Origin of the sequence: Vibrio sp. 3-2(1) (assembly GCF_963887575.1) — a bacterium.
GTDB lineage: Bacteria > Pseudomonadota > Gammaproteobacteria > Enterobacterales > Vibrionaceae > Vibrio > Vibrio anguillarum.
In genome coordinates, this window is sequence record NZ_CAWPGB010000055.1 from 234,018 (window position 1) to 247,318 (window position 13,301).

The following is a 13,301-nucleotide window of genomic DNA, read 5'->3' on the forward strand; positions in this document are numbered from 1 at the left end:
CCTTATTTATAGCGTACTTATGCTTGGATGCCTGATATTTCAGGTCACTTAAGCGACCTAATATATCAGTACAATCCTACGCAGGTAGAGCCTCCAATGACCGACATTGGAATGGATCAAGCTCAACGCAGTATTGATTTGGTATAAATAAAACTAAGGAACAATCATGTTTTTGCTTACGGTTTATATTGCCGTTGCCATCGGTGTCTCTTTTATCTGTTCGGTTCTTGAAGCTGTGCTACTTAGCATCACACCAAGCTACCTTGCTCAGTTGCGCCAAAACGCTCATCCTTCAGCTGATAAATTAAGCAAGCTCAAATCGGACATTGACCGTCCCTTGGCATCGATTCTCACGCTCAACACCATTGCTCACACCATCGGTGCCGCCAGCGCTGGCGCACAAGCGGCGGTCGTATTTGGTAGCGAATGGCTCGGCGTATTTTCTGCGGTGCTAACTCTAGGCATTTTGGTGTTGTCGGAAATCGTACCGAAAACCATTGGCGCAACCTATTGGCGTCAACTTGCGCCAGCTTCTGCGGTAGTTTTACGCTGGATGGTGTGGGCGCTGACACCTTTTGTCTGGTTTTCAGAGCAGATCACCAAACGCTTAGCGCGTCACCATGAAGCGCCCAAAATGCGTGATGAACTCTCCGCGATGGCCATGCTGGCAAATGAAAGCGGTGAGTTTGCCGATGGCGAATCAAAAATACTCAATAACTTGTTGGCTATTCAGCACGTCCCAGTGACTCAAGTGATGACACCGCGCCCGGTTTTGTTTCGTGCCAGCGCGCAACTCACTATCGACGAGTTTCTCGTGCAACATAGAGATACGCCCTTTTCGCGTCCGCTTATTTATGGTGAAAGCAAAGAGGACATCATCGGTTTTGTGCATCGCTTAGAGCTATTTAAACTGCAACAAAAGGGCCAAGGCAGTAAACGTTTAGAAGAAGTCATGAGGCCGCTTCATGCGCTGCTCAATAAAATGAGCTTATTAAAGGCGTTTGATCAAATGATGCAAAAACGGCTGCAATTGGCGTTAATCGTTGATGAATACGGCACAGTACAAGGCATTCTGACCTTAGAGGATATTTTTGAATACCTACTGGGTGAAGAGATCATTGATGAAGCAGATAAAACCACCGACATGCAGCAGCTTGCTTACCAGCGCTGGGAACGTTGGAAGAAAACACACGGCGTCATTGAAAACAGGGATGAGGAATAGAAAATAAAGGAAATAGAATGGAATCTAATCCTAAATCGACAAAAATGCGGCGTAGAACATTGCGTACTAACGCTACAGCATCAGAACAAAGTGTGTGGGCAAAGTTACGATGCCAACAACTAGGCACTAAATTTCGCCGTCAGTTTGGTATTGGTCCTTATATCGTGGATTTTTATGCGCCAAGTCATCGGCTGGTGATTGAAATCGATGGTGACTCTCATTTCAGCGAGTCTTCTTATATCTACGACCAAGCAAGAACTGATTATCTAGAGCAATTTGGCATTCGTGTTTTACGGTATACAAACGAGGAAGTACGAATACAACTTGATGATGTTGTTGAGGATATTTGTCGCTACTTAAACACCCCACCCTAACCCTCCCCTCAAAGGGGAGGGAATTTAAAAGCGATCACTGAAATCAGCACATTTCAGCACCGAAACGAACGCTTTTATCAATCCTTTTTCAAGAAGACGAACGCGCTTTTGCCCATCCACCTTCCAGGGGGAGGTTAGGAGGGGGTGTACTACAAACTCACACCAATATTGCTCACGCCTTCGTCGCGTAGCTCTTGGCGTAGGTCTTTAATCAAATCAATATCTCGCTCTACGGCTTCACGCAGAGGGCGGAAAATAGCCCACTGCACATCCCATTCGGCGCAGACCGCTTCATTTTGTTTTTGATTGTCGTTGGTGATCTCTTCGCCCGTTTGCGCTTCTTCTAACTGCGCCACTGTCAGCACCGACACCTGACTGATTTTTTGCATGTTTTCATACAGATAATCGCGATCAAGCAGGCCATGAAGTAGATGAGACAAAGCCACACACGCATCAATTGCTGGGTACACAGCGTAAACATCAAAATCTTCTGAGCTTGGAATGATCTCTTCCAACTTCTCCAATTGGTTCTCGAAATTGATTTTGGCACTTTTTACCGTGAGCAATTCCCAAACGCTGTCGAGAATATCTCGATATACTCGCGTGTGAGCAAATTCAGTATTATCGCAAAACATGGCATAGTTCGGGTACATACGTTCACACAAACACGCCATAAAAGTAATTTGTTGCCAAGGTTCAAATTTCTCAAGACGAACCTGCAGAGGGTTTTGTAGCATAATCACTCAATCGCAGCAGAAAAAGACAGCGGAAGTGTACTTGATAACCAACAGGGAAAAAAGCAAAGCCGATGAACAATTTCACTCATAAACTCTATATTCTGACCGAACACAACGATATTTATCGACAAGCGATTGAACAGGCGCAGTTGAGCGGCTTAGCCATCACTGACGATCGCAGCGAAGCAACCATTTTGCTGGCCGCACCACCACTGGCGGCAAAGTATTTGGACGATTTTCCGCAACTGGAATGGTTGCACTCGGAATATGCAGGCGTCGACACCTTAATGTCGCCACAACTTCGTCAAGATTATGAGCTCACCAACGTTAAAGGCATCTTCGGCCAGCAAATTGCTGAATACGTTCTGGGCAACCTGATTGCACACTTTCGCCACTTTGCTTGTTACGCGCAGCAACAAGCGGCCAAACAGTGGCAGACCCACCCTTATCAATCGATCAATGATAAAACCATGGTAATCCTCGGCACAGGCTCGATTGGCAGCCATTTAGCGAAAGTAGCCAAAGCCTTTGGTTTGCACGTGATTGGCGTCAACCGCACTGGCATCCCAGCCAAAAACGGGGTTTTTGATAAAACCTATCACATTAACGAGCTTGCTACTGCCCTCGCTCACGCGGAGGTTGTGGTCAGTACGTTACCCAACACGCCGCACACCAAAGGCTTACTCAATCAAAGTACGTTGAGCCATTGCCACAATGCATTGCTGTTTAATGTCGGGCGCGGTAAAAACCTTGTTGAGAGTGATTTGATTGCATTGATTGAAGAGGGGCACATTCAACACGCCTACCTCGATGTATTTGAAAAAGAGCCATTAAGCGAAGATCACCCGTTCTGGACGCACCCTGCCATTAGCCTTACCCCGCACATCGCAGCAGTGAGTTTTCCTGAGCAAGTGGTGGAGATTTTCACCCGTAATTACGGCTTGTGGCGCGACGGGTTCCAACTTGAAAACAGAATTGATTTTGAAAAAGGCTATTAGGTCAAATAGCGGTTAATAATCGGCACTAAGCCTAGGGAAACCTTAACTCAATGTTACTATAGACACGCAAACCACTTGCCATTGCTGTCGAGAATACACTGCCGCATCGAACACGGGTTAATGCGGTAAAACAGGAACGGTATCGCCTAATGACACAAGGAGCAAATCATGCCTTCAGCCATCACTTCGTGGCTACAATCACTGAACATTAATTTAGAACAACTGCTGCCGATTGCTGAAGCACTTGGGCTTATCGCGCTTATTTCTATCGTTATCCATTTAGTGTTGCACCGAGGGGTGAGCCTATGGCTACAGCGGCGCACAACCAACGCACAAGTTTTACAAAACATTCTGTTTAGCAAAAAGCTTTTCAGCCGCTTTGCCTTGTTAATTCAAGGGATTGTCATCTCAATCCAAACTCAGTTATGGCTTAGCCACGCCAGTGCGACTTACGAACTGCTGCATACATTGACCTTACTGTGGATTATTCTCTTTGGCCTGTTAAGCAGTTACGCTCTGCTCAATGTGGTGGAAACGTTACTTTATCGCAGCGCAACTAGCCGTAATATTCCGCTCAAAGGCATTATTCAAAGCATCAAAATCATCGCGTTTGTTATCGCCGCACTGTTCGCGACGTCGATTTTAATTGGCAAATCACCAGTGCTACTGCTGAGCGGTTTAGGTGCGATGACCGCGGTCATCATGCTGGTATTTAAAGACCCGATTTTAGGATTAGTGGCGGGAATTCAGCTTTCAGCGAACCAAATGCTAAGCGTCGGTGACTGGCTCGACATGCCCAAATATGGCGCAGACGGTAACGTCATCGACATTAGCCTGACCACAGTCAAAGTGCAAAACTGGGATAAAACCATCACCACGATTCCGACTTATGCCTTGATCTCTGATTCGTTTAAAAACTGGAAAGGGATGCAAGAATCAGGCGGCCGACGCATTAAACGCAGCGTATTAATTGATGCCAATAGCATTCACTTTCTGACGCCAGAAGAGCAAAGCTACCTACGCAAAGCACAACTTTTAGAGCCCTACTTGGCCGAGAAAGAACAAGAGCTCAACGCCTATAATCAGATGAGCCAACTCGATTTAGCCTGCCGCATCAATGGTCGCCGCTTAACCAACATTGGCAGTTTTCGTGCCTATCTAGAACGTTACTTGCGTAACCATCCCCAAATTCACCAAGGCATGACATTAATGGTGCGCCAACTGGCCCCCACGCACGATGGTGTCGCGCTGGAGATCTATTGTTTCACCAATACGGTCGTGTGGGTCGAATATGAAGGTATTCAGTCCGATATTTTTGACCACATTTATGCCGTGCTTCCTGACTTCGGCCTACGCGTTTCGCAAGCGCCAACTGGCAGTGATTTTCAAGCACTCGCAAGGTAAACATTACATTGCCTGAGTTTCCTCCCCCTAATGGGGGAGGTTTAATCGTAAAGTGATCGAGAAGGGTTACAGTTTAAAGCGGTTAATTTCTTGTTGAAGCTCTTTAGATAAGCTAGAAAGCAATTCAGCTTGTTGGGAAGCTTCTTGCGCTTCTTTTGCCAGTTCATCAGACACATCGCGTATACCTTGGGTATTACGCGTAATTTCCTCTGTGACTGACGCCTGTTCTTCTGCGGCGGTTGCAATTTGGGTTGCCATATCGCTGATCGTGCCGACCGCTTCACCAATTTTCACTAAGCTTTGCGCGGCCACGTTGGCATCTTCCACGCTACTTTCGGAAAGCTTGCTACTCTCAGTCATGATGTTCACGGCCTGAGTCGTGGTTTTCTGCAAGGTTTCAATCGTCTGTTGAATTTCTTGCGTCGAACTGTGCGTCCGTTGGCTGAGCACTCGAACTTCATCCGCTACCACCGCGAATCCACGCCCTTGCTCACCCGCCCTTGCCGCTTCAATCGCCGCATTCAGTGCCAATAAGTTGGTTTGCTCAGCAATGCCCTGAATCGACGACAAGATCGTATTGATGTTTTGTGCGTGCTGGTTCAAGTCCTCAATGACCTCTTTGGCTACCGTCATCTCTTTCGATAACTCACTGATCGACTGTTGAGTATTTTTCACCTGCTCAACGCCGTGGTTAGAAATTTTCACCGTATCCAAAGAGGTAGCCGCTGTATTGTCTGCGTTGCCTGCAATCTCTTGCGTTGCGGCCGCCATTTCGTTAATTGCAGTGGCCACCATGTTGATTTCATCTTGTTGCACCATAATGCGTCGGGTACGCTCATGGGCTTGCGCAGCAGTGTTTTCTGCTTGCAGTGTTAACCCTTGCGACACTTCATGGAAACGCTTGATCATGCCGTGCATATTACCGACGAACTGATTAAAGTTATTCGCCAGTGCGCCTACTTCATCTTGATAACGTGGTTCAATGCGCTGCGTAAGGTCAGCATCACCATCTGCAATTTCCGCTAATGCTTGGGAAACTCGGCCCAAGTCACGCAGTAAGAACCCAACCAATGCCGAAAACACGATCGCGACCAAAATTGTAATGGCGACTGATATCGAGGTTAACTGCATAAAGAGCGCGCCGATATTGGTGTACTCAACCTCTTTATCGAGCTCAATGCCGAGCACCCAGTCCGTCGAAGGAACGGCAGTAAAGAATAATAATTTATCAACATCACCAACCATCACAGTTTGTATTTTATTCTCAGTCATTGAGCGGTCGATGACTTGCTGCGTTAGGTTAGGGCTATAAGAAGCTAACGGTTTGAGAATTAAATCTTTATTGCGGTGGGCAATAATTAACCCCGTATCACGGTTGACCAGCATAGCATTTGATTTTGCTCCTGCATCAATCGCAATGACATCCTTCACCAATTGATCAATTAATACATCAGCACCAATAACGCCCCAAAACTGTCCGTTTTTCTTAATCGGTTCAGCGAGCGTTACCATCAAAGCGCCCGTGATCGCATCAGCATAGGCGGCAGTTAATATCGTGCCGGAGCTATTTTTCGCTTCTTGATACCATCCTCTTGTCCGAGGATCATAGCTTGCATTGTCTGCACCTCGAGACGGAATAGAACGGTGCATGGTGCCTTGCTCAGTGCCGAAATAGAGTAAATCAAACTGTGCGCCTTGCTGAGCTTGCTGTAAAAAAGGCAGTGAATCTTCCTTCATCGTGTGAGGGATCACCGCACTAATGACTTTGCTACGAACATCCAACCATTGGGTAATCGAACTCGTTGCCGATTTCGAGATACCATACACCCTTTCCTTGATGCCACTCTCCGTTTCATCTTTCAATAAATTTGCCGACAGTAACGTCAACACCACCGCCATCACAATAACAACAAGCAAACTTGTCATTATCAACTTACCTTTTAACGATAGATTCACAACTCACCCCCATTGGTGAAATAGATTAGGTTTTGTTTGTAAGAATCGCCCACTACACATGTACACTTTGCACTCACACCGCGTCGTAATTAACCGACAAAAAGTCCAAGCCACAAAGCGTTATCGTTTAGTTGCTAATGGATACAAATCTTTTACACCTATTAAAAGTAAGTTACTGCTATTAACAATGCAATTAACACGGCAAAACATTGCGCTCAATCTATCACCTCATAGCCTAAACTGCGCAACGTAACCGCAAAAGCTTGCTTTGTTGCGGGCTCTCCATGAATTAAATGAATTTGCTTAGGCTTAGTCGCAATGCCCTCAATAAAGCGCAATAAATCGGCTTGGTCGGCATGGGCAGAATAACCCGACATACTATGAACCTGTGCATTCACAAGCACGTCATCGCCATCGATCATCACCGAGTGATCGCCTTGCGCAATTGCTCGGCCCAGAGTGCCTTGTGCTTGGAAGCCCGCAAAGATCACATCGGTTCTTTTATCAGGCAACAGCGCTTTTAAATAGGCCATCACTCGGCCACCTTCACACATGCCAGACGCGGCCACCACAATCGCCGCTTCCCCTGTTGAGGCTAAACGGTTGACCAATGCTTGATGGCTTCGATAATCTTGAACGGTAATACACTGTTCAAACGCAAGCGGATGCCTTTGTGCATCCAAACGCTTTTTCGCCTCTTTTCCCCACAATTTTTTAAACTTTCGGTAAGATTTCGTCACCTGTTGCGCCATGGGTGAATCTAAAATAATCGGAATATTGCCATCAATTTCACCGCTGAAGATCAATTGTTCAATATCAAACAGCAGCTCTTGTGTTCGGCCCACACTGAATGCTGGAATTAAAATGGTGCCACCGTCTTGCAAAGAACGGTTGATGATGTCCTTTAAGCGCTGCGCCCGCAGCTGCACATTGTCGTGGGTTTTGTTCGCGTAGGTTGATTCAATCAGCAGATAATCGGCGCGAGGCGGAGAGATAGGATCTGGCAATAACGGTGTGTTGCTGGGACCTAAATCCCCTGAAAACAGGACAATTTCATTATTTGGCAGTTTCACTTCAATAAACGCTGACCCTAAAATATGGCCCGCAGGCGTAAAGCGAAAATAAGTATTGTCTAAATCACGAGAAATACGCTGCCACACACCATAATTCACCGGCTTTATTTGTTTATTCAGCCTTTCTAATATTCTTGTACGCTGTGCTTGCCCTAAACCAAGTTGAAGCTTTAACCCATCTTCTAACATTAATGGGAGTAATTCTGCGGTAGCAGGTGTGCAATAAATAGGCTGATGAAAACCAGCCGCTAATAACCAAGGTATACGGCCGATGTGATCAATGTGCGAATGCGTTAACACCAACGCTTTGATGTGACGAACCGCAAATTCGATGTTAAGCGACTTTGAACTTTTCCCCTGCACTAAACCACAATCAATGAGCACGCCAACACCATTAATATTAAGTTCATGGCAAGAGCCAGTGATCGTATGTTTTCCGCCATGATGAATAATGTTCATAAATTACACCCCTTAAATATCGACTCACAATTATGAAACCACACGAGCAATAAATAAGCTCATCACTATTATTCTTCGAGTTATATCGAAAAATAATCTGCCTGCTTTATCGTCAAAAGCGCATCCTGTTCAGATCAAACCCCATAAACCAAAAGAGCCCCAACAATGGGGCTCTTTAAAATTAATGTAGTATCTCGCAAGGTGGCTCACCACCATCATGCAACCGATGCCAAACTAGATCGCAAATACCATCAGAAGGATTAAAGTCAGTCGGTGCTGAGATCAATAATTCGCGAATTTTTTCATGGTCAAAATTATGACAAGCAGAATCTAATTGCTCTAACAAACATGTATAGTCCGACAGGGGTAAAAACCGCTCACTCGCGGTCATGATCCTTTCATGAGCCGTTTGCTCGACATTATCGCCAATAAGAAGCTCTTCGAATAACTTTTCACCTGGACGTAGGCCTGAGAATTCAATTGAGATATCACCATAAGGGTTTTCTTCATTTTTAACTTCAAGGCCAGATAATCGGATTAGATTTTCCGCAAGATCAATAATCTTGACTGGTTCACCCATATCCAAGACAAATACATCGCCCCCTTTGCCCATTGCTCCAGCTTGAATTACCAACTGGGCCGCCTCAGGAATCGTCATAAAATAGCGAATAATATCAGGGTGAGTTACCGTTAATGGGCCACCTTTCAAGATTTGCTTCTTAAATAACGGGACAACAGAACCTGATGAACCAAGAACATTACCAAAGCGCACCATGCAAAAACGAGTGCCATCACTTTTCATTTTCTCTTGTTCAGCTAAGGCTTGAAGGCCTAATTCTGCCATACGTTTTGTCGTACCCATCACATTGGTTGGTCTGACGGCTTTATCGGTCGAAATCAACACAAATGATTCAACTTTAGCTTCAGTCGCCGCTTTTGCAGTGTAGTAAGTGCCAAACACATTGTTACGTACCCCTTCAACCACATTGTATTCCACCAAGGGTACATGCTTATAGGCAGCGGCATGATAAATGGTTTGGACTGCAAAACTTTTCATCACCACGGACAAGCGGTTGATGCGTTGAACAGACCCTAACAGTGGGATAATTTCAACATCGAGCCCTTTTTCTTTTGCAAGCAGATGTAGCTCACGATCTATTTGGTACAAGCCAAATTCAGACAATTCGAACAGGATGAGGGTTTTCGGTTTACATGAAAGAATTTGACGACACAATTCAGAACCGATCGAACCACCAGCACCTGTCACCAGCACGACTTTGTTTTTTATATTGGCTTCCATCAGTGACTGCTGTGGTGTGACTGCATCCCTACCGAGCAAATCTTCTATCGCAACATCTTTCAATTCATCAATTGTTGCCTTGCCTTCTACAATATCTTTCATATCCGGCACCGTGAGCACTTCGGCAGAAAGAGGCACTAGAGCATCTAAAATTTGCTTACGACGCGCACGCGACGCACTCGGCACCGCTAATAGAATTTGATGTACATTGTGTTTATCAACGGCAGCAGAGGCCTCTTTGAGATTCCTTACCGATAACCCCATGATCACGGTGTTTTCAAGAGTCGAATCTTCATCAATAAAACCCACTACTTTATGGGTTTCAGATGAACGCAACGCCCAAGCCAGTTGCCTACCAGCAGAACCGGCACCATAGATAAGAACGTTTTTCTTCCCTTTGCCATTAACTTGCGCAACTAGTACACGAACAATGAGCCGCGAACCACCACATAACAAACAAAGAAAGGTGCCATAGATAATAGGCACTGAACGCGGTATTGACGCATCAAAATAAAATGCAAGTATCGCAACCGTTGCCGCCGAGATTGCCGTACCAGCACTCACCACCGCTAACGCATGAAAGGTCAAATAGCGAAGCACAGCACGATATAGCCCAAGTCGCGTATAGACAAAAAGCGTCACCGCTAACGTACCTAGAACTACATAGCGAGTTGAGACATCATCAAATGACTGGATATGACCAATACGAGTCCAATACGCGGCATAAAAAGAAGCAATAATAAAAAATGTGTCTATACATACGCTGATAATGCGTTTGTTAAACCTTGAGAGGTTCCAGATAAAATTAAGCCTAGCCATGTTATTTCTCTAATATAAACCAACGCCAGTATTGTACTGGCGTTGGTTTAAAAAGTCTTTGTAGATAAATTGAAAGCAGTGTTACTTCACAGCATCACCACTACCACTGCCCGTTGCTGTCATTAATATGTACTTGAAGTAATCTTTTAGCGTCAAGGTATCAATCATCTGCTTATCTGTTTTTGCCAATAGCTGCGGTGTAGACATATCAATGTTTTGCACCTGAGCAAGGCCAGTGATACCGGGTAGAACATCATATACCCCTAATGCATCACGTTCTTTAATCAGTTCTTCTTGGTTGAACAAATTTGGACGCGGCCCCACCAAGCTCATTTCACCTTTCACCACGTTAATCAACTGAGGTAATTCATCGATTTTGGTTTTACGAAGAAAAGCACCGAGTTTAGTGATTGATGCATTGTTCGCTAAGTGGCTTGCTACAGACTTTGTTTCCACCGACATAGTACGAAACTTGATCAACTTGAATGGCTTTTTATTACGCCCCACACGTTCTTGCACAAAAATCGGCGAGCCTGTGTCAAACAAACCGATAATGGTGACAATCAATAGCACTGGCCACAGAAACAGCAAGCCAAAGAAGGCGGCTAGGAAATCTAAAAGACGAATCATATATTATTTTGTCCCGGTATCACGCAATGTTGCCATTGCTTGCTTCATTGTTAGCGGAGGTGTCCAGCCTAACACATCTTTGATGTTAGAAGAGTCTACTTCTAAGTTGCCATACAATTGCTCAATCATATCCGATTTACCAACGAACTTCCCGGCTAAGCGCATTAAAGTCACCGGTATTGGGAGCTGGAAAACCTTTTTACCTAACCCTTTAGCAATTGCATTAGTAAATTCCTTAATCGACACTGTTTCACCATCACTCGCTAGAAAAGTATGCCCAGCGGCGTTGGGATGTTTAGCACAGGTAACCAATAAATCAGCTAAGTTTTGAACTGCGATGAAATCTCTTCGGTTATTCGCCAAGCCAAAAGGCAAAAACGGAAGCTTATTAACAAGCCGAGTTAACAAACCAAAATTCCCTGGAGCGCTAGGGCCATAAACTAAAGTAGGTCTCACTATAACGACTTCAAGTCCGGTTTTTTCCGCTATTTCTTTAAGCCCAAGTTCTGCATAGTATTTTGATTGTGCGTATGAATTATGAGGACAAGGTATAGAGCTCTCTTTATAAGGTAGCTCCTGAGTAGATGTTCCATTGACACAGATTGAACTGACAAAAACAAACCTACGAACTCCACTCTCGTATGCGGAATTTGCTAAATTAACAACACTATGGCAGTTCACTTCATTTAATTCATCTTCACTATAAATTGAGGAGTGCGCTAAACCTGCCAAGTGAATTACTGTATCAACACTTTCAAAAGCACCTGACCAATTTGTTTTTCCGCTAAGCTCACTGATTACAAAATTATCGACATCAGGGATTGCCTCCCCTTCTCTAACGACACACCCGGCAATGTTTTCATTTGATAACATATGCCGCCCAATAAAACCGGTAGCGCCCGTCAGCAATATTTTTGAATTCATCTTTTTGAAATTCCCAATTGCGAAATGACTTTATGAATATCTTGCAAAGGTCGAGATTCAGAAAAGTTATTTATCATTACATCTCTTACCTCTATTTGTGATAGCTCCGACCAACTTGCACAAATTTCATCGATTAAATTAGCCAATTTAGCAGGAGAGCCAGCATCACATTCCCACCCCAAATTGTACTCATTGACAAGAGTCCTTAATTCAGAACCGGAATCCCCTACAACAAGTAACGGTTTATTTGCGGCTAATGAAAAATACGATTTACTTGGAACAGCAAGTCCATACATCTCAGGCTTCAAAGAAACCAAAGCCACATTACACAAAGAAAGAGTTTCATTCTTTTGATAAATGGGACAAGGTCCTTTGTAGACAACTCTATGATCATTTTGGTTATTTATAAAATTAATTACTTTTTCAACCTCTCCGCCTCCCCCAACAAATGAAAAGAAAGCATTTTTACTTTTAACTAAAGGTATAGCTTTCAAAATGTTATCTACATCTTGTAATCTTCCTATATTCCCAAAAAACTGAAAAGTAACCTTCGTTGATTCTGTACTAACTTCAGATAATGAAACAGGGAAAGTATCATTATGATCTGACCAATTAGGAATATAATGAATAGGTAATCTATTGTTGGTTTTTTTAAAAGCAAGTTCTTCATATCCCTACCAACAGCGACTATTTCGTCAGGAGACGAATAAAGCCTAGAGAAAATAACCTTAGAAATTTTATATATACAATTACTTGAACTAACCACTCCACCGGGGATCAAATTTTCAGGAAATATATCATATCCAAAAAGAAGCCACTTAAAATCAACCTTGTTTTTCAAAAAACCTAAGGAAAACATATTAAATATTGGATTTGTTCCAGATATCACTATCAGGGTCCGCGCATGAGTTAACAAAATGTTAATCACCAAATAAAACTCGCTCACGAAACTCCGTATTTAATGCACATTTTAACTGCCGTCTTTTCAAAGTGCCTTTCATATCGACTAACTTGATAAAGTTCATGCACATTTGACGTATTCGGGACAGGTTTTCTGATGCGTGCTTGTAGGTGATTCGGCTGTCATCTTCATTAATTACGGCGTCTAACCACCAATGCATGCTTTCTACACCCCAGTGTCCACGGCACAACTGACCAAATCCTGATGGGGTCAATTCCTTTGATGAGATAAAATACCGCATTCCCATACTGCCTGATAATTCGTGGTTATCTTTCTGGTAAGTTACTGCTATACATAGCGTTTTCAACTCTTTCCAGTACGGAAACCGCATGAACATCACCGCCCGGTAAGGCTTTCGAGAACCTTACTTAGGTAGTTTTCGTCCATTGCGCAGTTCATCCGTTTGCGTTTAATGCCACCTTTAAAGGTGGTTTCACTCTTTAA

Annotated in this window: 12 protein-coding genes; 4 read left to right on the forward strand and 8 right to left on the reverse strand. The window is 44.1% G+C overall.

Annotated elements, in window-relative coordinates; translation table 11 throughout:
• Positions 1 to 166: 166 nt before the first annotated feature.
• Complete coding sequence (locus AACQ79_RS15450; protein ID WP_170899335.1) at positions 167 to 1,222, forward strand: CNNM domain-containing protein; 1,056 nt, start codon at positions 167 to 169, stop codon at positions 1,220 to 1,222.
• A 17-nt stretch (positions 1,223 to 1,239) separates the two neighbouring features.
• Entirely contained in the window at positions 1,240 to 1,596 is a 357-nt protein-coding gene (locus tag AACQ79_RS15455) for an endonuclease domain-containing protein (RefSeq protein WP_017042616.1), read from the forward strand.
• Positions 1,597 to 1,745: 149 nt separating this feature from the next.
• On the opposite strand, the gene AACQ79_RS15460 is transcribed toward AACQ79_RS15455, so the two are convergent.
• On the reverse strand, positions 1,746 to 2,333 hold the full coding sequence (locus AACQ79_RS15460; RefSeq protein WP_026028258.1) for a YjaG family protein: 588 nt from the start codon (positions 2,331 to 2,333) through the stop codon (positions 1,746 to 1,748).
• A 71-nt stretch (positions 2,334 to 2,404) separates the two neighbouring features.
• Here AACQ79_RS15460 and AACQ79_RS15465 point away from each other — a divergent pair, with 71 nt between their 5' ends.
• Both AACQ79_RS15465 and AACQ79_RS15470 read left to right on the forward strand, forming a co-directional pair.
• Positions 2,405 to 3,331 (forward strand): D-2-hydroxyacid dehydrogenase, encoded by a 927-nt coding sequence (locus AACQ79_RS15465; RefSeq protein ID WP_170899336.1) that lies wholly within the window; start codon positions 2,405 to 2,407, stop codon positions 3,329 to 3,331.
• A 168-nt stretch (positions 3,332 to 3,499) separates the two neighbouring features.
• Positions 3,500 to 4,735 carry a mechanosensitive ion channel family protein gene (locus AACQ79_RS15470; protein ID WP_017044346.1) on the forward strand — a complete coding sequence of 412 codons (1,236 nt, stop codon included), beginning with the start codon at positions 3,500 to 3,502 and terminating at the stop codon, positions 4,733 to 4,735.
• A 66-nt stretch (positions 4,736 to 4,801) separates the two neighbouring features.
• Here the strand turns inward: AACQ79_RS15470 and AACQ79_RS15475 are convergent, their stop codons facing one another.
• The 7 genes from AACQ79_RS15475 to AACQ79_RS15505 form a co-directional block, all read right to left on the reverse strand.
• Positions 4,802 to 6,691, reverse strand: a complete 1,890-nt coding sequence (locus AACQ79_RS15475; protein ID WP_170899337.1) for a methyl-accepting chemotaxis protein — start codon at positions 6,689 to 6,691, stop codon at positions 4,802 to 4,804.
• Between the two features lie 215 nt (positions 6,692 to 6,906).
• Positions 6,907 to 8,223 (reverse strand): MBL fold metallo-hydrolase RNA specificity domain-containing protein, encoded by a 1,317-nt coding sequence (locus AACQ79_RS15480; RefSeq protein WP_170899338.1) that lies wholly within the window; start codon positions 8,221 to 8,223, stop codon positions 6,907 to 6,909.
• A 181-nt stretch (positions 8,224 to 8,404) separates the two neighbouring features.
• Entirely contained in the window at positions 8,405 to 10,342 is a 1,938-nt protein-coding gene (locus AACQ79_RS15485; protein ID WP_170899339.1) for a polysaccharide biosynthesis protein, read from the reverse strand.
• An 81-nt stretch (positions 10,343 to 10,423) separates the two neighbouring features.
• Entirely contained in the window at positions 10,424 to 10,972 is a 549-nt protein-coding gene (locus AACQ79_RS15490) for a sugar transferase (protein ID WP_170899340.1), read from the reverse strand.
• 3 nt (positions 10,973 to 10,975) lie between these two features.
• The gene (locus tag AACQ79_RS15495; RefSeq protein WP_170899341.1) at positions 10,976 to 11,896 is read right to left on the reverse strand and encodes an NAD-dependent epimerase/dehydratase family protein; all 921 of its coding nucleotides are present in this window, start codon (positions 11,894 to 11,896) and stop codon (positions 10,976 to 10,978) included.
• The gene (locus AACQ79_RS15500) at positions 11,893 to 12,525 is read right to left on the reverse strand and encodes a glycosyltransferase (RefSeq protein ID WP_170899345.1); all 633 of its coding nucleotides are present in this window, start codon (positions 12,523 to 12,525) and stop codon (positions 11,893 to 11,895) included. Before AACQ79_RS15500 ends, AACQ79_RS15495 begins: the two co-directional genes overlap by 4 nt.
• A 291-nt stretch (positions 12,526 to 12,816) precedes the next feature.
• The gene (locus tag AACQ79_RS15505; protein ID WP_170899342.1) at positions 12,817 to 13,188 is read right to left on the reverse strand and encodes an ISAs1 family transposase; all 372 of its coding nucleotides are present in this window, start codon (positions 13,186 to 13,188) and stop codon (positions 12,817 to 12,819) included.
• Positions 13,189 to 13,301 lie beyond the last annotated feature (113 nt).